Below are 20,316 nucleotides of genomic sequence, written 5' to 3'. Positions count from 1 at the left end.
TCCTCCGTGGTCAGGCTGCTGCGCAGGTCTTGCCGTTGAGGGCGAACGAGGCCGGCGCGGAGGCGTCACCGGTGTGGTTCGCCTGGAATCCGACCGTGATGGACGCGTTCGGCGCGATGTCGGCGTTGTAGGACACGTTCCTGGCCGTCACCTGGCCGGAGGCGGGGGAGTACGTGGTGCCCCAGCCGGACGTGATGGACTGGCCACCGGGCAGGGTGAAGGCCAGCGACCAGCCGCTGATCGGCGTGGAGCCCGTGTTCGTGATGGTGATGTTCGAGGTCAGGCCGTTGTTCCAGGCGTTGATCACGGCGCCGACCCTGCACTCCGCACCGCCGGGAGGGGTCGAGGTCGTCGTCGTGGTCGTCGTTGGGCCGGGACCACCGTCGAACTGGCTGATGAACTTCCACGCCTCACCGGAGGTCCAGGTGCGCCAGCCTTCGCCGCCCGAGTCGATCGGGCCCGGAGTGTGGCCGCCGTCGAACGCCGCCCACACCACCGGGTAGCCGGCGCGGCAGCCGCTGTAGGCCGTGACGATGTGCGTCCGGCTGCCGGCCCGCGGCTCCGGCGCGTTCTGCGGCGTGCAGCCGTTGTTGCGGACGAACCTGTCCCGCAGACCGCGGCCGAGGCCGATGCCCAGGACATTGTCGCTGATGCCGTGGATGCCCAGGTAGGCGATGGGGTCGCTGCCGCCGCTGCACCCGCTGAGCTCGGCGCCCGAGTAGACGACGACCGCGCGGAACACCTTGGCGCGGGCGCACGCGATCGCGTAGGACATGCCACCGCCGTAGCTGAAGCCACCGGCGTAGCGCTGGGCCGTGTCGACGCACAGGCTGTTGTCCAGCAACCGGACCAGGTCGTCGATGAACGTCAGGTCCTGCCCGCCGGGGTTGGCCCAGCCGTTGCCGTTGCCCTGCGGTGCGACGAAGATCGTGCCGTTGCCCGCGGTGTCGGAGAGCCGGCGCAAGCCGTAATAGGACCAGTTGTAGCCGTCGCTGCCACCGGAGTCGACGTCGTTCGCGGTGCCGCCGCGCCAGTGCAGACCGACGAACAGCCGGTACTGGCGGTTGGCGTCGTAGCCGGACGGCAGTCGCAGGATGTACGTGCGGTTCTGCCCGCCGCTGGTGATGGTGTGCTGGCCGCTCGTGAGCGCGGGTGCCTTGCCGCACCCGGCTGTGCCCGCCAGCGCGCCGGCCTGATCCGATGTGGTGCCGCCGAGGGCGATTCCCGCCGCGCCCAGGAAGACCACGGCACTCGCGACCGCCGTGGCGAGCACGGCCCTACGCCGGGACATGGCGAAATTTCTTGTGCTGGAACATCGTTGTTCCTCCGGTTCGTCACGCTGGTTGGAGTTGGAACCGCTGGTTCTCGGCCCCTGTGGGGGTCCACTGGGAGATCCGGGCGCCGTCGGCGGCCGACGCCTCCCACACGTCGAGGGCGAGGCCGCTCAGCCGGTTGACCAGGCTGACGACTCCGCCGCCGTGGTCGGTCACGCGCCACTGCTGGGACGTGGCACCGGTGTCCGTCTGCTGGGTCACCTCGGCGCCCGCGGCCGAGCCCGCGACCTGGAGCACCAGGCCGCTGTGCCGGGCGCGGACGCGGTAGTGCCCGCCGCCGGAGTCGAGGAAGTCGAACTGCTGGTTGAGCCCGCCGGTCGGGGACCACTGCTGCAGCAGCGCACCGGGCGCCGTGGACACACCGCTGATGTCGGCGTACTTCCCGCTGTGCCGCGCGACGAGCCGGTAGGGCACGCCGGGCTGCACCCCCGTGCCGGTGCTCTGGCCGGTCGCGCGGTAGGTGTGTCCGCTTTGGACGGTGAACTCCACGACGTCGGCTTCGGGTTTCATGGCTTGGACCGCGGCGCCGGTGGTCGTGTCGCGCAGCTCGAAGGTACCGATGAAGATCCGGTTGCGGATGCGGACCGCGCCGTCCCTGTCCGCGGTGACGGACAGCGTGACCGCGCCATCGGCCGCCCAGGTCGCGCCGACCGTGTAGCCGCCGCGCCCGCGCAGCCCCGTGACGCTGCCCGCCGACCAGGCCGGTGGCAGGGCGGGCAGGACGTGCAGTTCGCCGTTGTGGCTGTGCAGCAGCATTTCCGCGATGCCGGAGGTCGCGCCGAAGTTGCCGTCGATCTGGAACGGCGGGTGCAGGTCGAACATGTTCGGCGCGAGGCGGTCGGTCGTCACCAGCGAGCGCAGCAGGTCGTGCGCCCGCGAACCCTCCTCCAGCCGCGCCCAGTAGTTGATCTTCCAGGCGAGTGACCACCCGGTGCCCGCGTCACCGCGCAGCTCCAGCGTGCGGCGCGCGGCGGTGTGCAACGCGGGCGTGCCGCGCTTGGTGATCTGGTTGCTCGGGTGCAGGCCGTACAGGTGTGAGACGTGCCGGTGGTCCGGTTCGGTCTCCACCCAGTCGTGGAGCCACTCCATCACGTTGCCGCGCGACCCGATCCTCGTCGGGGCCAGCCGCTGGCGCGCTGACCGCACCTGCGCGCGGAAGTCGGAGTCGACGCCGAGCACCTCGGACGCACTCGCACAGCCATCGAAGAGGTCTCGCAGGATCTGCATGTCCATCGTGGGCCCGGCGCACACCGATGCGTTGGCGTGGTGGTTGAGCTCCGGTGAGTTCGACGGGTTGGTGACGAGGTGACCGAGGTTCGGCTCGGTGACGAGCGTGTCGAGGAAGAACTGCGCGCATCCCTTGAGCGCCGGGTAGTACGTGCGCAGGAAGTCCACGTCACCGGTGAACCGGTAGTGCTCCCAGATCAGCGTGGAGAGCCACGCCCCACCCGTCTGCCACATGCCCGCCGCCGCGAAGTCGACGACCGACGACCCGCGCCAGGCGTCGGTGTTGTGGTGGGTGACCCAGCCGCGCGCGCCGTACTGCACCTGGGCGGTGCGCGCGCCGGTGATCGTCAGATCGCTGATCATGCGGAACACGGGCTGGAGGCACTCGCCGAGGTTCGTGGTGTCGGCGGGCCAGTAGTTCATCGGCAGGTTGGCGTTGATCGTGTACTTCGAGTCCCACGCCGGCGCCATCTGGTCGTTCCAGATGCCTTGCAGGTTCGCCGGTTGCGTGCCGGGCCGCGACGACGAGATCAGCAGGTAACGCCCGTACTGGAAGAGCAGCGCGGCGAACTGCGGGTCGGCGGTGCTCGCGTGCCGGGCGATGCGGACGTCGGTCGGCTGGTCGGCCGCCGCCGTCCGCCCCAGGTCGAGCGTCACGCGCCCGAACAACGCCTGGTGGTCGGCGACGTGCCGGGCCCTCAGCGCGTCGAAGGAGAGGCCCTGAGCGGCGTTCAGGCGGCTGCGGGCGATGCCCTGGTAGTCGCCGTTGACCGTCCGGAAGTCGACGTAGCCGGTGCCGATGGAGATCAGCACCGTCACCGCCGTGGCGCCGCTCACCCGCAACGTCCCCGCCGAGCTGGTGACGGTGCCGCCTTCGGCCACCGCCCTGGCCAGCGCGAGGAACCGCACCGTGCCCGCGATTCCGCGCTGGGTACCGGAAATCCCGTCCAGCGCGATCGTCGTGGCGTCCGGGCTGGACGTCGTCGTGCGCTGGGGCGAGCCGAACGACGCCGTGAACGAGATCGCGCCCGATGTGTCCGCGGTGAGGCGCAGGACGATCACCTGGTCCGGCGCGCTGGCGAACACCTCCCGCCGGTGGCGCACGTTGCCGATCGCGTAGCCGACCGCGGTCGTCGCCGTCGTGAGGTCGAGCGTGCGCTGGTACCCGGTCGCGCTCCCCGACGGCAGCGCCAGCCTCAGCTCGCCCACCGGCTGGTAGGCGAGCTGCCCGGCCGGACTGCCCAGCATCGTCTGGTCGATCAGCGACTGCGCCTGCGTCCACTGGTTCGAGAACACGAGCTGCCGGATCTGGGCCAGGGACCCGGCACCCCGCGGGTTGCTGTAGTCGTGCGGGCCCCCTGCCCAGACCGTGTCCTCGTTGAGCTGCAAGCGTTCGGTGTCGGTGTTGCCGAACACCATCGCCCCGAGCCGCCCGTTGCCCACCGGCAGCGCGCGCAGCCAGTCGCTGCCCGCCGGGCGGTCGTACCAGAGCGCGAGGTCGTTCGCCGCCCGCACCTCCTCGGGCGCCGCCGAGGAGGTACCGGTGGCCGTCCACCCCGCCCGTGTCAGCGCCACTCCCGCGCCCAGCTTCATGAGCTGCCGGCGGTTCAGGTCGGACATGTCGGTCCTCCAGTGGTTCTCGGTCGCTGAGGCACCCCTGGCGGTCGTCGGCCACGAGGAGCGATCCACACACGACTGCGAGCGCGCCGTCCAGGAGTGTCGCAGCTCTGTGTTCACGCTCACAAGAAGGCGAACGGGGTTGCGTGGAGAATTGAGCTGCATGGAGGACGTAGGCGGGTTAATAGCGCTATTTCAGCACGTCGAACGGTTCGAACGCCGTCGAAAATTAGTCGAAGAAATCAGGCGCAGGCTAAAGTTAGCGTTAACACTCCAGCTTCGTGGAGCAACGCTGCGCTCGCCTCACCCGCGCAGGCTCCACTGCTGGTTCGCGCGCCCGTGGCACGCCCAGAGCACGACCGGCGTGCCGTTGGCCGTCCCGTTGCCGCTGGCGTCGAGGCACAGCCCGGACTGCGCGCCGGTGATGCTGCCGTCGGCGTTGACGGTCCACTGCTGGTTCAGACCGCCGTGGCAGTCCCAGAGGATCGCCGCGGTGCCATTGGCGGTACCGCCGCCCGAGGCGTCGAGGCACTTGCCGCCGATCGTGAACTGCCGGGCGGAGGTGTAGTTCCACCGCTGGTTCGCGCCGCCGCAGTCCCACAGCCTCGCGGCACTGTTGTTGGCGGTGGTGGCGACGTCGAGGCAACGGCCCGACTGGGTGCCGACGACCGTGACGTTCTCGCGCCCGCCCTCACCGCCGCCGCCCGGCCCGGCGCCGGCCATCACCGCCTGGGCACCGGCAGGCCAGGCACCACCGGAGACGACGACGTTGCCGTTCACCACGTTGCCCCGGTCGCCGTTGGAGATGTTGCTGCTGCCGTTGCTCGACCAGTTGCCGGTGAGCGTCCAGTTGCCCATGTTCTCGCCGCCGTAGTAGTTGGCGGTGGCCCAGGTTCCGGTGGCGGAGAAGACGTTGCCGGTCGCGCGGTAGTACTTGGAGCCCTCGTCGAAGTACAGGCCGAAGAACCCGTTGGTGCGCAAGCAGTAGTTGCCGCTGATCTCCGCGTTCGGGTTCCAGCCCAGCGTGTAGACGCACCCGCCGTCGGTCATCTGCTGCATCACGTCGTGGACGTAGTTGTTCAGCAGCTTGTTGCCGGACGCGGTGGTGGGGGTGGAGTACCGGGGCTGATAGTTGTACAGACCCCGGCCCGCGTAGTGGTCGCTGCCGCCCGCGTCGTTGGCACCCCAGCCGTAGCCGAGGGAGATGCCGGAGTACGGAAGGTTGTAGACCTCGTTGTGGGCCACCGTCGCATTGGTGACGTAGGTGTTGAGCACCGACACGATGCCCCGGTACTCGATCCCGAGGTCGTGGACGCGGTTGTAGCTGATCGTGATGTCCCGGTTGACCATCCGTTGATCGCTCGGGTGGTGAGCATCGGCGCGCACACCGCCGACCACGACGCCGCCCGCCGAGTTCTGGGCGATCTCCGAACGCGTGATCGTGATGCCGGACGCGCCCAAGCCGACGCCGCTGGCATGCGCGTTCGCGTCGTTGCCGATGCCGATCGCGGTCTGCCCGAGGTTGACGAAGCGGGAGTCGGTGAAGGTGACGCGGCTGGCCGCGGAGATCTGGACGGCGGCGGGCATCTGCGACCAGTGCGGCCGGACCGCCTCGAACGCCGGGCAGCCGCTGCGGCACGAGTTCAACCGGTCGGCCGGCCAGTTCCAGTTACCGGCGATGTAGGCGCCGGTCTGCTGGTCGGCGTACCCCTGGTTGCCGCTGGGGCCGAGCCACGACGTGCCGGTGAAGGTGATGCCGCTGAACGAGATGTCGTGCGCGGGCGCGTCGTAGGTGCCCCCGACGTTGACCAGCGACTGCAACGTCGGCAGTTCGACGCTGACGTTGTTCATGTTCTGCCCGGAGCGGGGGATGTAGTACAGGACGCCGGTGCCGGGGTTGAGGTACCACTCGCCCGCCGAGTCCAGGAACTCGTACGCGTTCACCAGGTAGAGCGGACCGGCGCGGAACGGGTTGTTGAGCGTGTCGTAGCCGAACGTGTTGTTGTTCCACGCGGGCTGCTGCATCGTCAGGAAGTTGCCGCTGATGCTCTGCACCGGCGAGTACCGGTCGGTGAAGGAGTTGACGCTCTCCACCTCGACCCGGTTCTGGTTCGCCACGCCGTTCAGGTAGCTCAACGCGCTGTTGGAGAAGCGCATGCCGGTGTCGGTGAAGGTGAAGTCGGACCGGTTCACCTGCGTGCGCGCGCGGGTGGCGATCGTGCCGTCGACGTAGAGCTGACGGCTGTCGAGACCGGCACCGACGTTCGCCCGCCAGATGTTCCTGCCGGAGTCGGCGACCGTCCAGCCCGTGACGGCTTTGGCGCCGCTGATGACAGGACGAGCGGATGCGGCCGCCTGCCACAGCACGCGGTAGCCGTTGGTGCCCGAGTCCGCCGCGGTGAGCCGGAACGGCTGCGAGAGCCGGTAGACCCCGTCGGCGAGCTCCACGACGATGTCGCCGGACATCGTGCCGGCGCGGGATCTCACGGCGGACTGCGCGGCCGGCAGCGAGCACGGATCGGTTGCGGTGCAAGCGGTCCCGGTGCCGGAAGGGGACGCGTGCAGCGTGGTCGTGGCGGCCGAGGCCGGGGGAGCGGTGACGACCGCGGCGGCCACCACCACCGCGACGGTGGCGAGAGCCGTTCGCCGCCGCGCTGCGGGGAACGAGGACGTGGACAAGAGACCTCCTGAGGCGAGTACGCGGCGGCAGGCGGGGTGGATTTCTTGTGTGGACGCTCGATGCAGGCCACGCCCACGAGAGTGAGCGCACGCGGCGGTCCGGTGGCGGAAGCCCGGAGTTCGTGCTCGGGCCGCGACTGTTTCGTTCGGGCGGAGCGAACGAGTGCGGAAGTCGGCCAGCAGAACACCACGAACGTAACTCGTATGACGTGTGACGTCAATGGTGTTACGTATACTCCGGGGTTGAGATCACCACGCTGCGGCCCAACGGAGTCGAGCATGACAACGACAGGACGGCAGGCGGAACCGGGCGCCCCCGCGAGTCCACTGTGGACGCGGAGACCGGCCAGCCTCGCCGCTGCCGTCACCGAGGAACTGGTGCAGCGGATCGTCCGGCACAGCTGTCCCGCCGGCATGCCCCTGCCGCCCGAGCCGGTGCTCTGCGAGACCTTCTCGGTGAGCAGGACGGTGATCCGCGAGGCGGTGAAGGTCCTGCAGGAGAAGGGCCTGGTCACGGTGCGCCAGGGCTCCGGCACGACCGTGAACCCGCCCGCCCAGTGGAACATGCTCGACGCGCAGGTGCTCCTCGCCGCGATCGCCGAGGACGAGAGCCTCGCGACCCTCGACGACCTCGTGGTGACCCGAAGGCTGCTCGAGTCCGACATGGCGCAGGTCGCCGCACGCACCGCGGATGACGACACGGTCGACCGGTTGCGAGCACTGGTGGACCGGATGGACGAGCTCGTCGACGACGTCACCGGTTACGAGGAGCACGACCGCCTCTTCCACGACGCGATCATGCTGGCGGCGGGAAACCGCATCGCCCGCGGCGTCGTGCGTTCGCTGCAGTCGCAGGTCCTCGACACGGCCGGCTACCGCGGTGAGACCAGCCGCGAGCTGTGCCAGGCGTCGAACGCCGGGCACCGGCGTGTCTTCGACCGCATCGCCGCCCGCGACCCCGCTGGTGCGGCGGAGGCCATGTTCACCCACATCACCGAGGCGTGGCTGGTGCGTCGCGGCGACGCGGGGAATCCCGGCCGCCTGGACCGGTGAAGCGCTCACCGGCCGCTACGAGACGGCGTGCGGCTGATCACCGCGGTGGCGTTCAGAAGAGCGGAACGGCGGTTTGGCCGAGTCTCTCGTCCGCTACGACGATGAACGGTCGCTGACCAGTGCCGTTGTCGTGGAGGGACCATGTCCGCCGAAGTTCCCAGGATTCCGCCGCTCTCGACCGAGGAGCAGGTGGGAGAAGCCGCGGCGTTGCTGGGCGTGCACACCGGCGGTGGTGCGGTTCTGCGCCACCAGGGTGAGCATCCGCCGCTCAACGCGCTGACGACGCTGGTGCGCAACCCCGATCTCTACCGCGTCCTCGTCCCCCAGGTGCGCCACCTGGCCAACGGTTCCCTGCCGGCCCGGGATCGCGAGCTCGCGCTGTTGCGCGTCGCGGCACGCGTGCCCTGCCCCTACGAGTGGGCCCAGCACTGTCCCGCGGCCCGCGAGGCGGGCGTCACCGACGACGAGATCGCCCGCGTGGCACTGGCCCAGCCGGACGACCGGTGGGACGAGCACGAGCGGACCCTGCTCACCGCGGTCGACCAGATGCTCGCCGGGTCGGACATGGCGGACGACACGTGGGAGCGGTTGTCCGCCCGTTACTCGGACTCGGAGCTGATCGAGTTCGTCGTCCTCGTCGGCGAGTACCAGAAGCTGGCCCTGTTGCTGAACACCCTGCGGACGCCGATCGACCCCTGGCTGCTCTCCGGATGACCGGAGCGCGCCACTTCGCCGTGCCGTGGTGGTCCGTCCGCCGGACGGACCACCACGGCCGGTGGGTCACCTGGCCGTGAACACCGAACGCGACGCGTGTGCGGCACCGGAGCTCAAACGGTTCGGTGTGGTGCCGGAGCCGACGTCACTGCGGCATGTTGTCGTGCCGGTGACGTGGCCGGCAGGCGCGTACCAGCGGGCGGAACGTCCGGATGATCGCGTCGCGGGTCTCGGCGGGGCTGACCAACGCGTCGACCGCCTGCCGGGACGTCGCCAGCGATGGCGAGAGCGCCTCCGCGCGGTAGTTGTCCAGCAGTTCCTGACGCCGTCCGGGATCCGCGGCCAGCTCACGCCGGAACACGACCTCCACCGCGCCTTCCGCCCCCATGACGCCGATTTCCGCGGTGGGCCAGGCGAAGACGCGGTCGGCACCGATCTGCTTGGAGTTCATCACGATGTAGGCGCCGCCGTACGCCTTGCGCAGGATCACGGTCACTCGCGGGACGGTCGCCTCGGCGAAGGCGTACAACAGTTTGGCACCACGCCGGATCACGCCCTCGGTCTCCTGCGCACGACCGGGCATGAAGCCCGGCGTGTCGACGAGGGTGACGAGCGGAAGACCGAAAGCGTCGCACATCCGGACGAAACGCGCGCCCTTCTCGGCTGCTCGTGCGTCGAGCGTGCCCGCGAGTGAGCAGGGCTGGTTCGCGACCACACCCACCGGCATCCCGTCGAGACGTGCGAAGCCGATGACGATGTTGGTGGCGTGGTGCTGCTGGAGCTCGAGGAAGCTGTCCGCGTCGACCAGACCGCGGACGACCCGCCGCACGTCGTAGGTCCGGCGTTGCTCGGCCGGCACCTCCGGTGTCAGCTCCGGGGTGCGTGCGAGGTGCAGCGGGGGGGCGTCCCAGCAGGAGCTCGGCAGGTAAGAGAGCACCTTGCGCACGAGGCCGAACGCGTCCTCCGGACGTTCGGCCACGAGGTGCGCGAGGCCGGACGTCGTCGAGTGGACGCCCGCGCCGCCAAGCTCTTCCGCGGTGACTTCCTCGCCGGTCACGCTCCGCACGACCTTCGGGCCGGTGAGGAACATGTGGGCGCGGCGGTCCATCACGATCAGGTCCGTCAGCGCGGGGGAGTACGCCGCGCCGCCCGCGCAGGCCCCGAGGATGACGCTGATCTGCGGCACCCGGCCGGACAGGGCCACGTTGCGGCGGAAGATCGAGGCGTACCCGTCGAGGGCCGAGACCCCTTCCTGGATTCGCGCGCCGCCGGAGTCGAGGACGCCCACGACCGGGCAGCACGCCCGTTCGGCCTGGTCCAGCACCTGGGCGATCTTCTGCGCGTGCGTGGCGCCGAGGGTGCCGCCCAGGACCGAGACGTCCTGGGCGAACACCGCGGCGGGCCGGGCGTCGATCTCGGCGGTGCCGGTGACCACGGCGTCACCCGCCGGCCGTTTCGCCTGCATGCCGAAAGCGGTGCACTGGTGCCGGGCGTCCGCGCCGAACTCGAGGAGGCTGCCGGCGTCCACGAGCGCGTCGAGGCTCTCTCTGGCAGTCGGCTTCGTCGGCGTGGGGGTGGTGCGGGTGTCGGTCGTCGCCACGGGGTTCCCCTGTCTTCAAAGGCTGTTCGCTCAGATCAGTGGCAGGCCGGGCACCGGCAGCAGCTCCGCGTAGGCCCGCACGTAGTCGTTCTCGGCGATGGGCGCGCGCAGAACCTCGTTGGTGAACCCGAAGGCCGCCACCACGGTTTCCGCCTCCGGGACCAGCAGCGCGTCGAGCCGGGTGATGGCGGCCGGGATGCCCCGCGTCTGGGCGGACGTCAGGCTGCCTTCTTCCAGGTGCCACGCCGCGTCCCTGCCCAGCTCCGCGAGCCCGAACCTCAGCAGCAGGGCGGTGAGGACCGTCCGGGCCTCGGGCGAGGTGGCTCGGAGTGAGACGGCGTGGAACTCCTCGAGTGTGCGCCGGACGCCGTGCACCCTGCCGAGCTCCGCCGAGAGCAGCGCGGCGGAGTTGGCTCGCTCGAACGGGTCGGCACCGTCGCCGCGGGCGGCCCTGGCCTTCTCGAAGATCCGCCGCTCGCGGTGTGAGAAGAGCCGCAGCAGGTGCTCGGGGTCGTCGATCGAACCGTCCCCCGTCACCGCGGGAGGCGGCGTGTAGTCACGGCCGAGCAGCATCTCGTTCGCGGCGTCGAGCAGGACGACCTGGTTGTCGCCCTCTGCCGTGACCGAACCCTGGACGAGTGCGACGTGGGGCGAGATCCGGTTGTGGGTGAACATGCCGCGCGCACCGCAGCGCTCGATGCAGGTGGTCACCACGTCCTGCGCCGTCCAGGTGACGAGCGCCTTGGTGATCGCGAGCGCGCGCTTGACCCCGACGGAGGCGAATGGGCCCTCTGCCGCCTGCCTCCTCGTGCTGTTGAGCAGCACGCTGACTGCGCACGTGCGGGCCAGCGCGTCGAGGAGCTGGGCCTGGTGGGTGCGGAACGTCATCACCGGGACCGAGCGGCCACCGGACACGGTGACGTGCCGGGCGAACGCGTGCCGCACCGCGATGAACAGGCTCGCGCGAGCGGCCGCGGCGGTGGCCGAGGTCAGACACAGCTTGCCCGTCTGCACCCGCGTCATCGCGCGGTTGAACCTGCGGCGCAACGACTTCGCCGCACCTGTCCGCGCACCGTCCTGGCCGATCACCGGCTCCTGGGCGTCGAGCAGCAGTGCGCGGGGCACCCGCACGCCGCGGAAGGTGGTGACGGCGTTGTCGAGCGCCAGGCCCGGTTTGTCGCCCAGGGACTGGATGTCCACGCCGGGCAGGGGACCGTTCTCGTCCCGGATCCGCACCACGAAGGGGAAGACACCCTCGTCCTGGCCGTCGAGCTCCAGCCTGGCCAGGACCACGGCGATCTTCGGTACGCCGTCGAGGCCGGTGTTCGGCATGAACTTGCGCGCCTCGTGGCTCGGAGTGGTGAGCACGAACTCGTCGGTGGCACGGTCGTACACCGCCCGCGTGCGCATCTCCGCGACGTTGTTGCCGTAGCCCAGCTCGGTGGCGAGGAACACGCCGACCGAGTCCATCCGGGACAGTTCGCCGACGACCGCGGCGAGCTCCGGCCGTTCGCCGCCGCCCAGCTCGAGGATCGCGCCGAGACAGAGGTTGTAGTGGATGGTGAGCACCGACACGAGAGTCGGGTCGAGCACGCCCGCCCACTCGTGCAGCACGAGGAAGCGTTCGAGGTCACCGGTGACGAGCTCGGCTGCCGGACCGAGCTCGGCGTTGACGTGCCGCAGGCGCCGGTAGGCGAGTGCCGCGTTCTCGGCGGGAGAGCGACCCTCGACGTGGTCGAACACCTCCGCGGAGAAGAGCTTGGCGAACCTGTCGTGCTGGTCGTCGGTGCCGTACCTCAACAGGTCGCGCAGCTCGGACGTCGCTGGGCTGGTCTCGTGCGGAACCACTCGCGTACTCCTGGAAGTCGTGGGGGAGAAGATCAGGGTGCGCCGATCAGCAGGGCGGCGTTCTGGCCGCCGAAGCCGAACGAGGTGCTCATCGCGACCTGGATCGACTGCCTCCTCGGCACCGCGGCGAGGTTCAGGCCGATCTCGGGGTCCACGGTGTCGAGGTTGGCGGTGGGGGGCACCAGCCCGTGCTCGATGCTGAGCGAGGCGTACACGGTCTCGGCGGCCCCGGCGGCGGCCAGGAGGTGGCCGGTGACGCCCTTGGTGGACGCGACGGGGACCTGGTCCCCGAGCACCGCGCGCACCGCTTTCGCCTCCGCCTGGTCGTTGAGCCTGGTGGACGTGCCGTGCGCGTTGAGGTGGCCGACATCGGCGGCGCTGAGCCCGGCGTCGGCGAGAGCGGCCGTCATCGCCGCTCGTGCCCCGGTTCCCTCCGGATGGGGGCTGGTGACGTGGTGGGCGTCCGAAGTCGCGCCGTAGCCGAGGATCCTGCCGCGGACGGAGGCACCGCGGGCACGGGCGTCGTCTTCGCGTTCCAGGACGACGATGGCCGCGCCTTCCGCGGCCACGAACCCGTCCCGGTCGCGGTCGAACGGGCGGGAGGCGCGCGCGGGATCGGCGGAACGCTTGGTGAGAGCGCCCATCCTGGCGAAGGCCGAGAGCACCAGCGGCACGAGCGAAGCGTCGGACGCGCCGGCGATGGCGATGTCGCAGGCGTTCGCCCGCAGCAGCTGCATGGCCGTTCCGATCGCGGTCGCACCGGACGCGCAGGCGGTCGACACGGTCAGGTTGGGACCGGTGGCCGACAGCCTGATGGCGAGCTGCCCCGCGACCATGTTGACCAGCGACATCGGCATGGTGAGCGGGGAGATCGCGGCCGGTCCGCGTTCGAGCAGGGCGACGTGTTGCGCTGTCAGCGTTTCCACACCGCCGACGGACACGCCCAGCACGATCGCGACGCGCGCACCGTCCCACTCGCCGGTTCGCAGCCCCGCGTCCGCGACGGCCTCGTCCGCGGCGACGGCACAGAGCTGGCTGTAGCGGTCGAGGCGGCGCGCCCCCGGCCCGAGGTGCAGGCTCGCGTCGAAATCCGTGACAGGACAGACGACCTGGGTGCCGAGCACCCCGAGGTCGGGGCCCAGCACGGCGGTGGGTTCCCCGGCGCTGACGCGCTTCCAGTTCTCGTCGACACCGGAACCGGCCGGTGTCACCATCCCCCTGCCGGTGATGACGATGCCGGAACGGGCGGTCATGCGGCGACCTTGCTGCCCATCAGCGCGGCCACGTCGGCGATCGTGGTGACCGTCTCGAGCTCCTCGTCGGAGATCAGGACGTTGTAGTGCTCACCGACGACGACACCGAACTCGACCACGTCGAGCGAGTCGGTGAGCACGTCCTCGAGCGCCGTGTCCTCCGCGATCGCCTGTGCCGGGACGGCGAACTTGGTCGTGAGGATCTCGGTGATGGTCTCGTACACGCTGGGCAAGGCGGTTCCTCCTGCGGTGAGTGGATTCCGGTGCGCCGCGAGGGCGGCGACGACCACTGTGCGGGAGGAGACGTGACCGGACACTGTGGAGAACCGCAGCGTCGGCCTCACGACCCGGAATTCACGTCACGTCTTCGGTTCCAGCCCCGCGAGAGCGGCCGACAACTGGGTCCTGCGACGCAGGCCGAGCTTGCGGTAGATGCTCGTGAGGTGGAACTCGATCGTGCGCCGCGACACGCTCAGCCTCTGCGCGATCTCGTTGTTGGAGTTGCCCTCCAGCACCAGTCTGGCCACCCGGTACTCGTGCGGGGTGAGGGTCTGCGGGGTCATCCGGGGACCGGCGGGAACGACCTCGGGCATCACCGGAGCCGTGGCGCGCCGGGGTGCGAGGAGGACGTTGCGCTGCTCGCCGATCTTCCGCGCCTCGGCCAGATGAGACTGCGCGGTCGCGGCACGTCCCGATTTCTCTTCCATCGCGGCGATTTCGACCATCACCTGCGCGTACAGCAACCGCGCCGGCGAATCCCTGAGCAGCGACTCCGCCTCCCGCAGCCACGGTCCCGCGTTGCCGCCGCTCACGCTCGCCACGGTCAGCAGCGCGAGACCGGCGGCGGTCGGTGCGCCCCATTCACGGGCGAGCTCCAGTTCCTGCAGCGCGAGCTCGAGAGCCTGCTGCCGCCGGCCGAGGCGGAACATCGCGCGTGCCGCGTGCGAACGCCAAGGACGGACCGCCGGGCTCCCCAAGCCCCACGACTTGAACCGTCCACCGCATTCGAGCTGGTCCGCCAACGCTCCTACGGGATCACCGAGTTCCATCCGCACGGCGCCGCGTGCGTGCAGAAGCGCCGTGTGCTGCCAGGTCCGTGGCATCGGAGCGGACAAGCCGTACGGTTCCAGGACTTCGCGCGCGGTGTCGACGTCCCCGAGGAGAAGCAGAGCGCGGACGTGCGCGTCGGCGGCGTAGATGCACCCGAAGTGGTCAGCCGGCAGCGCCGCGCTGCGTGCCGCGGACAGCGCGAGCTTGGAGTCCGCTGCCGCCTCGACGGCCGCGCCGCGGTGGTAGTGCGTGCGGGAGCGGAGCGTGTGCCCGAACAGTTCGAGCAGGACCAGTCCTTCGCGCTGGGCCTCGAGCAGGGTCTCGTCGCAGTACCGCAGCGCGAGGTCCAGCTCGTCCGCGCGGATGAGGGCGTTGAGCGAGGCGAGAAGTCGTTGCGGGTGGCCCAGGAGCTCGGCCGGGCCGCGGGACAACGCGGCGAGAGCCGCGTCCCGGCCCAGCGACAGCTCGGTCCCCGCGCTGCTCGCCGACTCCGCGATCATCGCCGCGATCAACCGGCTCCTCGCGTCGTCCCCTGTCCAGTCCTCCCTGTCGATCTGACGGAGGTCCACCCGCTCCTGCGCGGTCCTGGGCGCCGGCACGGTGAGCTGGTGCACCAAGCGCAGCACGTCGACCGCTGAGGGGATCTTCGGCTTGATCTCGTCCATGGTCCGGCGCAGCATCTTGCTCGCCCTGTCGTACTCGCCTTCGACGTAGAACACCTGGGCGAGCAGATAAGCCGCCGAGAGGATCTGCTCGGGGTCCTCGAGCTCCCTCATGGCTTCCTCGAGGTGGCCCACCGCGTCCCGCGGAGCGAAGTAGGTCTCGGCGAGCCCCAGGCGCAGCAGGAGATCACGGCGCAGGTCCGGGGTGACCTCCTCCTGGAGTGCCCTGCGCAGGAACTTGGCCGCGCTCCGGGGGTCGCCCTCGGCGATCAGGGCGTTGGCGGAGCGTTGCAGCGACTCGGCCGCCCACCGCCCGAGAGGCGCGGCCGACCGCTGCGCGTGGCGCGCCACCATGACGCTGGACGCACCGCTGCCGTGCAGCAGACGCGCGGTCGTGGCGTGCAACCGCTGCTTCTCCTCCTCGCAGGTCGCGTTCTCGACGGCGTTCTTGATGACCGAGTGGGCGAACGCGAGCTTGTCGGCGGGGGCGAGCACGCCCATGCCCCTGAGCTCTCGCACGTGACTGCGGATCGTGGCCAGGTCCACGCCGGTGATCGCGGCCAGGAGGTCGGCGTCGGCCGGTTCGACGACCGCGATCGCCGTCGCGGTCCTGACGAGGCCGGGGGACTGGCGGTTGAGCCGGGCGAGCACCGACTCGCCCAGCACCTCGGGCCCCCACTTGCCGAGGTGGTGCACGCCGGTGCGGTCCGGAGGCACCGACTGGCCCCGCATCGAGGTCAGGAGTTGGCGCACCACCAGCGGATTGCCCCCGGTGGCGGTGAGCAGCGCCGTGACGAACACCTCGTCGGGCGGCTGCCCGAGCACCTGTTCGGTGAGAGCGACCACGTCCTCGGCCGAGATCCCCGGTAGCTCCAGCCGTTCCCCGTTCATCCTGAGCTCCGCGACCAGCAGCGGATCCGTGGCGCGCAGGCCGGAGGTGCGGGTGACCAGCACCACGACCGGGAGATCGGTCATCCGGTGCAGGAAGTAGTTGAGCCAGCGCAGCGACGGCACGTCGACCCACTGGACGTCGTCGATCACGAGGCACAGCGGTCCGTGCCGCGTGAGCTCGGCCGCCACGCGGTAGACGCCCCGGATCGCCCGGTGCACGTGCAGGTCGCCGAAGTCGGTCTGCGCTTCCCCGAGGGTACCGCCGATGACGTCGCGGCCGTGCTTGGCGACCTGGTCGGCGTCGTCGGGCGGCAACCGCTCGCTCAGGTGCTCGAACAACTGCTGGACCACGGCGAACGGCATCTCGCGCTCCATCGGGGAGGCCGCGGCGCGTCCGATCAGGAACCCGCGTTCCCGTGCTGCCCCGCAGGCCGCCTTCAGCAGCGTGGTCTTCCCGATCCCGGTCGGACCCGCCAGCAGCAACGCCGACGGCGTGCCCGCACTCGCCGCCGCGAGGGCCTCCGAGATCCGCGTCAGCTCGGCGGTGCGGCCGACGAGAGTGGTTCCGGACTGGCATCGGCTCGCTTCGTCGGCCATGGAGTGCGCTCCGTGAGGTCGGACTGGTCCGTTCGGGTCGTGTTCGGCGCTCATGTGTTTGTTCTGTTGCGGCCTTTCGCTTCCAGCACGGATACCCGCGCGTCCCGATTGTGAACGATTCGGTGGCCGATACGTCGCTGCGGAGTTCCACAGGGCGGCACAACTCGGTGGTCATTAGCTTCGACCGCGTCGTGCGGGGACGAGATCGGCGGCGCGCCACGTCGTCCGGCGAGCGCCGTTCCGGTTGTCCCGAACGGAGGAGCGGAGCCGTTCCGCTCGTATGAACCGCCTGATCTTGTGAACGGACTGAGGAGACCTATGGCAGGGCATCATCGCCGCGCCGCGGTGCTGTGCGGAATCGGTACCTGGCTGCCCCCGAGGGTGGTGACGAACGCGGACCTCGCCCGGCAGCTCGACACGTCGGACGAGTGGATCAGGACGCGGACCGGGATCCGGGAACGCCGGGTGATCGACCGGGGCATGTCGACGTCGGTGCTGGCGGTGGAGGCGGGCGCCCGCGCCCTGAAGTCGTCGGGCAGCTCCGAGGTCGACCTCGTCGTGGTGGCCACGACCACACCCGACCACCCCTGCCCGTCGACGGCCCCCGAGGTGGCTCACCGTCTCGGGCTCACCGGTGTGGCCGCCTTCGACCTCAACGCCGTCTGCGCCGGCTTCGTGTACGCGCTGGCGACGGCCGCGGGGCACATCGCGGCCGGGAGCGCCGAGCGGGTGCTGGTGATCGGCGCGGACACGTTCACGACGGTGCTGAACCCGCTGGACCGCACCACGCTGGCGATCTTCGGCGATGGCGCCGGTGCCGTCGTGCTGCGCGCGGGAACACCGGACGAACCGGGTGCCCTCGGACCGTTCGACCTGGGCGCGGACGGTTCCAACGCGGACCTGCTGATCGTGCCCGCCGGAGGTTCCGAGCAACGCGGGTCGGGGGAGCCGCTCGACCCGGCCGACGTCCACTTCCGGATGGACGGCCAGCCGGTGTTCCGCAACGCCGTGACGAGGATGAGCGAGTCGGCCGTGAAGGTGCTCGACCGGGCCGGGTGGCGCGTCGAGGACGTGGACAGGTTCGCCTGCCACCAGGCGAACGCCCGCATCATCTCCGCCGTGGCCCGCGACCTGGCGGTCCCGCAGGAGCGGTTCGTCCTGAACGTCGACCGCGTCGGCAACACCGTGGCCGCCTCCATCCCGCTGGTCCTCGCGGACGCCGCGGCCGCCGGTGACATCGAGCCCGGGCACCGCGTCCTCGTCACGTCGTTCGGCGCCGGCCTCGGGTGGGGCTCGACGGTGCTGACGTGGCCGGAGCTCGACCTGGGCTGACCGGGTGTGTCGATGGCAGGACATTCGAACGAGTGGTGGGAGATGTGGTCGTGGGTGCTGGTGTGACTGTGGATCGGTTGGCGGAGTTGCTGGTGTCGCATTTCGGTGCGCCTGCTGATCGGGTGGCGGGTGGTGTGACGTTCGAGGAGCTGGAGTTCGACTCGTTGGCGTTGGTGGAGCTGGCGATGGTGGCGCAGAAGGAGTTCGGGGTGGAGGTGGACGAGCAGGAGTTCACCCCGGAGCAGTCCGTGGCCGGTGCGGCGCGGCTCATCGACAGCAGGCGGGCGGCGAGCTGATGCCGCAGGCGATGCCGGGGTTCGGGGTGGCGGTGACCGGACTCGGCCTGGTCACCCCCGCGGGTATCGGGGTGGACGAGGTGTGGCGGCGGGTTCTCTCCGGGGAACCCACGGCGGCTCCGGACCCGGCGCTCGAGGGCATGCCCGTCGACTTCTCCTGCCGGGTGCCCGGGTTCGACCCCGATCGGGAACTGGGCAGGAGAGCGGCCTGGCGGCTCGACCGGTCGTCCCAGCTCGCCGTCGTCGCTCTGAGGGAAGCGCTGCGCGACTCGGGTCTCGATCCGTCCACCTGGGACGGTGCGAGGGTGGGCGTCGTGATCGGCACCGCGCTCGGCGGTGTGCAGACCTACGAGGCGCAGCAACGGGAGCTCGACTCCTCCGGTGTCGGCGCGGTCTCGCCGCTCCTCGTGCCGATGTCCGCACCGAACATGGTCGCGGGCTACCTCGCCATGGAATGTGGTGCGAGCGGCCCGAACCTGGTGACCGCCACCGCGTGCGCCTCGGGCGCCACCGCCATCGGCACCGCGCGTGAGCTGCTCCGCGGTGGCCGGTGCGATGTCGTGATCACCGGTGGCGTGGACGCACCGATCACGCGCACGATGATCGCCGGGTTCACGAGGATGGGCGCGCTGTCCCGCCGCACCTCGGACCCGCGGGCGGCGTCACGGCCGTTCGACACCGCCCGCGACGGCTTCGTCGCGGGCGAGGGAGCCGCCGTGCTCGTGCTGGAGCGCAACCACGACGCACGTGTGCGAGGTGCGCGTGTCCACGGCCTGATCAGCGGGTACGGCGCGTCCGCGGACGCCCACCACGCCACCACGCCGGACCCGTCCGGCGCCGCGGCGGAACGAGCGGTGCGCTCTGCCTTGGAAGACGCCGGGCTGTCCGCCCACGACGTGGACCACGTCAACGCGCACGGGACCTCGACCAAGCTGAACGACGTCACCGAGGCCCGGCTGGTCCGGGGCGTGTTCGGCGACGGCGTCGCGGTGACCTCGACCAAGGGCGTCACGGGTCACGCCCTGGGCGCCGCCGGAGCGATCGAGGCCGTGTGCACCCTGCTCGCGTTGCGGGACGACGTCGTGCCGCCGACGGCCAACCTCGACTCGCTCGACCCCGAGGTGGAGGTGGACGTGGTCGCGAAGGAGCCCCGCCCGGGCCGGTTGCGCGCCGCGGTCAGCAACTCGTTCGGATTCGGCGGTCAGAACGCCGTCCTGGTGGTGACGCGGTCGTGACGGTCAGGGTGTTCGCCTCACCCGCCGCCCTGGTGGACGCGGTCGGCGAGGAGCTGGGAACCAGCGGCTGGGTCACCGTCGGTCAGTCCACAGTGGACGGATTCGCCGAGGTCACGGGTGACCACCAGTGGATCCACCAGGCGGGAAGCGCCGCCGAAGACGGGCCGTTCGGCGGCCCCGTCGCACACGGGTTCCTGACGCTGTCATTGCTCATCCCCATGCTCGACGACATCTTCCGCGTCGAGCAGGCGTCCGCGGTGATCAACAAGGGCGTCGACCGGCTGCGGTTCACCACGCCGGTGCCGGCGGGCGGGCGCGTCCGTGCCACCGCGACCCTCTCCTCGGCCAGGGCGCGCGTGCGGGGGTTCACGGAAGTCGTCCTGTCGGTCGTGGCCGAGGTCGAGGGCAAGGCCCGGCCCGCGTACACCGTGGACGTTCTGATGCTGTACCAGGGCGGGGAACAGCGGCCTCCGGTGCCCGAGCCGGAACCTGTGGAGTTCCACAGGGCGGGGCCTCGCCGAACTGCCTAGCGTGCAACCAGTTCCTCAGGTGACGGCCGCCCGGCGGGAGACCTCCGGCCGGGTTTCGCCGGTTCGATCGAGTGGTGGGAGATGTGGTCGTGGGTGCTGGTGTGACTGTGGATCGGTTGGCGGAGTTGCTGGTGTCGCATTTCGGTGCGCCTGCTGATCGGGTGGCGGGTGGTGTGACGTTCGAGGAGCTGGAGTTCGACTCGTTGGCGTTGGTGGAGCTGGCGATGGTGGCGCAGAAGGAGTTCGGGGTGGAGGTGGACGAGCAGGAGTTCACCCCGGAGCAGTCCGTGGCCGGTGCCGCGGAGCTCATCGACAGCAGGCTGCCGACCGCCTGACATGCGGCTGACTCGTCCACGGGCACCTGCGTGCAGTGGACCGACGCTCCACAGAGGACGGAT

The 20,316-nt window shown here is 70.6% G+C and carries 15 protein-coding genes; 7 read left to right on the top strand and 8 right to left on the bottom strand.

Features of this window, described 5'->3' with window-relative positions; all coding sequences use genetic code 11:
• Positions 1-10: 10 nt before the first annotated feature.
• The 3 genes from BLT23_RS37450 to BLT23_RS41945 all read right to left on the bottom strand — a co-directional run bounded on the left by BLT23_RS37450 (position 11) and on the right by BLT23_RS41945 (position 6,857).
• The gene (locus tag BLT23_RS37450) at positions 11-1,291 is read right to left on the bottom strand and encodes a CE1 family esterase (RefSeq protein ID WP_090059686.1); all 1,281 of its coding nucleotides are present in this window, start codon (positions 1,289-1,291) and stop codon (positions 11-13) included.
• A 43-nt stretch (positions 1,292-1,334) separates the two neighbouring features.
• Positions 1,335-4,181, bottom strand: a complete 2,847-nt coding sequence (locus BLT23_RS37445) for a glycosyl hydrolase family 95 catalytic domain-containing protein (RefSeq protein ID WP_090059684.1) — start codon at positions 4,179-4,181, stop codon at positions 1,335-1,337.
• 300 nt (positions 4,182-4,481) lie between these two features.
• Positions 4,482-6,857: an RICIN domain-containing protein gene (locus BLT23_RS41945; protein WP_245744566.1), complete on the bottom strand. Its 2,376-nt coding sequence runs from the start codon at positions 6,855-6,857 to the stop codon at positions 4,482-4,484.
• Between the two features lie 279 nt (positions 6,858-7,136).
• Here BLT23_RS41945 and BLT23_RS37435 point away from each other — a divergent pair, with 279 nt between their 5' ends.
• Together BLT23_RS37435 and BLT23_RS37430 are read left to right on the top strand one after the other, a co-directional pair.
• Positions 7,137-7,910, top strand: coding sequence for a FadR/GntR family transcriptional regulator (locus BLT23_RS37435; protein ID WP_090059682.1), 774 nt, complete (start codon positions 7,137-7,139; stop codon positions 7,908-7,910).
• A gap of 141 nt (positions 7,911-8,051) precedes the next feature.
• The gene (locus BLT23_RS37430; RefSeq protein WP_090059681.1) at positions 8,052-8,624 is read left to right on the top strand and encodes a carboxymuconolactone decarboxylase family protein; all 573 of its coding nucleotides are present in this window, start codon (positions 8,052-8,054) and stop codon (positions 8,622-8,624) included.
• 145 nt (positions 8,625-8,769) lie between these two features.
• Here the strand turns inward: BLT23_RS37430 and BLT23_RS37425 are convergent, their stop codons facing one another.
• The 5 genes from BLT23_RS37425 to BLT23_RS37405 are packed head-to-tail and all read right to left on the bottom strand — an operon-like array spanning position 8,770 to position 16,525.
• Positions 8,770-10,224 (bottom strand): acyl-CoA carboxylase subunit beta, encoded by a 1,455-nt coding sequence (locus BLT23_RS37425; protein ID WP_090059679.1) that lies wholly within the window; start codon positions 10,222-10,224, stop codon positions 8,770-8,772.
• Positions 10,225-10,254: 30 nt separating this feature from the next.
• A complete protein-coding gene (locus BLT23_RS37420) occupies positions 10,255-12,072 on the bottom strand; it encodes an acyl-CoA dehydrogenase family protein (RefSeq protein WP_090059678.1) in 1,818 nt (605 codons plus the stop codon).
• Between the two features lie 32 nt (positions 12,073-12,104).
• Positions 12,105-13,325, bottom strand: coding sequence for a beta-ketoacyl-[acyl-carrier-protein] synthase family protein (locus BLT23_RS37415; RefSeq protein WP_090059676.1), 1,221 nt, complete (start codon positions 13,323-13,325; stop codon positions 12,105-12,107).
• Complete coding sequence (locus BLT23_RS37410; RefSeq protein WP_090059674.1) at positions 13,322-13,669, bottom strand: acyl carrier protein; 348 nt, start codon at positions 13,667-13,669, stop codon at positions 13,322-13,324. The genes BLT23_RS37415 and BLT23_RS37410 overlap by 4 nt, the downstream gene beginning before the upstream one ends.
• A 15-nt stretch (positions 13,670-13,684) precedes the next feature.
• Positions 13,685-16,525, bottom strand: a complete 2,841-nt coding sequence (locus tag BLT23_RS37405) for an AAA family ATPase (RefSeq protein WP_176947118.1) — start codon at positions 16,523-16,525, stop codon at positions 13,685-13,687.
• A gap of 318 nt (positions 16,526-16,843) precedes the next feature.
• On the opposite strand from BLT23_RS37405, the gene BLT23_RS37400 reads away from it, so the two are divergent.
• The 5 genes from BLT23_RS37400 (at position 16,844) to BLT23_RS37380 (ending at position 20,253) form a co-directional block, all read left to right on the top strand.
• On the top strand, positions 16,844-17,857 hold the full coding sequence (locus BLT23_RS37400) for a beta-ketoacyl-ACP synthase III (protein WP_090059671.1): 1,014 nt from the start codon (positions 16,844-16,846) through the stop codon (positions 17,855-17,857).
• A 77-nt stretch (positions 17,858-17,934) separates the two neighbouring features.
• Positions 17,935-18,153 carry an acyl carrier protein gene (locus BLT23_RS41180; protein ID WP_176947117.1) on the top strand — a complete coding sequence of 73 codons (219 nt, stop codon included), beginning with the start codon at positions 17,935-17,937 and terminating at the stop codon, positions 18,151-18,153.
• Positions 18,153-19,388: a beta-ketoacyl-[acyl-carrier-protein] synthase family protein gene (locus BLT23_RS37390; RefSeq protein ID WP_245744565.1), complete on the top strand. Its 1,236-nt coding sequence runs from the start codon at positions 18,153-18,155 to the stop codon at positions 19,386-19,388. The genes BLT23_RS41180 and BLT23_RS37390 overlap by 1 nt, the downstream gene beginning before the upstream one ends.
• Positions 19,385-19,918, top strand: a complete 534-nt coding sequence (locus tag BLT23_RS37385) for a MaoC family dehydratase (protein ID WP_090059666.1) — start codon at positions 19,385-19,387, stop codon at positions 19,916-19,918. Before BLT23_RS37390 ends, BLT23_RS37385 begins: the two co-directional genes overlap by 4 nt.
• Before the next feature lie 116 nt (positions 19,919-20,034).
• Positions 20,035-20,253 carry an acyl carrier protein gene (locus BLT23_RS37380; protein WP_176947116.1) on the top strand — a complete coding sequence of 73 codons (219 nt, stop codon included), beginning with the start codon at positions 20,035-20,037 and terminating at the stop codon, positions 20,251-20,253.
• Positions 20,254-20,316: the final 63 nt, after the last annotated feature.

Source organism: Lentzea fradiae, assembly GCF_900100955.1.
Lineage (GTDB): Bacteria > Actinomycetota > Actinomycetes > Mycobacteriales > Pseudonocardiaceae > Lentzea > Lentzea fradiae.
Note: the sequence above shows the minus strand (reverse complement) of the source record. Positions and strands in the feature narration are given on the sequence as shown.

What these genes read in the sequence shown, in the direction of transcription:
- BLT23_RS37450 (WP_090059686.1), bottom strand. Translation starts at nt 1,291, where the DNA reads ATGTCCCGGCGTAGGGCCGTGCTCGCCACGGCGGTCGCGAGTGCCGTG.
- BLT23_RS37445 (WP_090059684.1), bottom strand. Translation starts at nt 4,181, where the DNA reads ATGTCCGACCTGAACCGCCGGCAGCTCATGAAGCTGGGCGCGGGAGTG.
- BLT23_RS37435 (WP_090059682.1), top strand. Translation starts at nt 7,137, where the DNA reads ATGACAACGACAGGACGGCAGGCGGAACCGGGCGCCCCCGCGAGTCCA.
- BLT23_RS37430 (WP_090059681.1), top strand. Translation starts at nt 8,052, where the DNA reads ATGTCCGCCGAAGTTCCCAGGATTCCGCCGCTCTCGACCGAGGAGCAG.
- BLT23_RS37415 (WP_090059676.1), bottom strand. Translation starts at nt 13,325, where the DNA reads ATGACCGCCCGTTCCGGCATCGTCATCACCGGCAGGGGGATGGTGACA.
- BLT23_RS37405 (WP_176947118.1), bottom strand. Translation starts at nt 16,525, where the DNA reads ATGGCCGACGAAGCGAGCCGATGCCAGTCCGGAACCACTCTCGTCGGC.
- BLT23_RS37400 (WP_090059671.1), top strand. Translation starts at nt 16,844, where the DNA reads ATGGCAGGGCATCATCGCCGCGCCGCGGTGCTGTGCGGAATCGGTACC.
- BLT23_RS37390 (WP_245744565.1), top strand. Translation starts at nt 18,153, where the DNA reads ATGCCGCAGGCGATGCCGGGGTTCGGGGTGGCGGTGACCGGACTCGGC.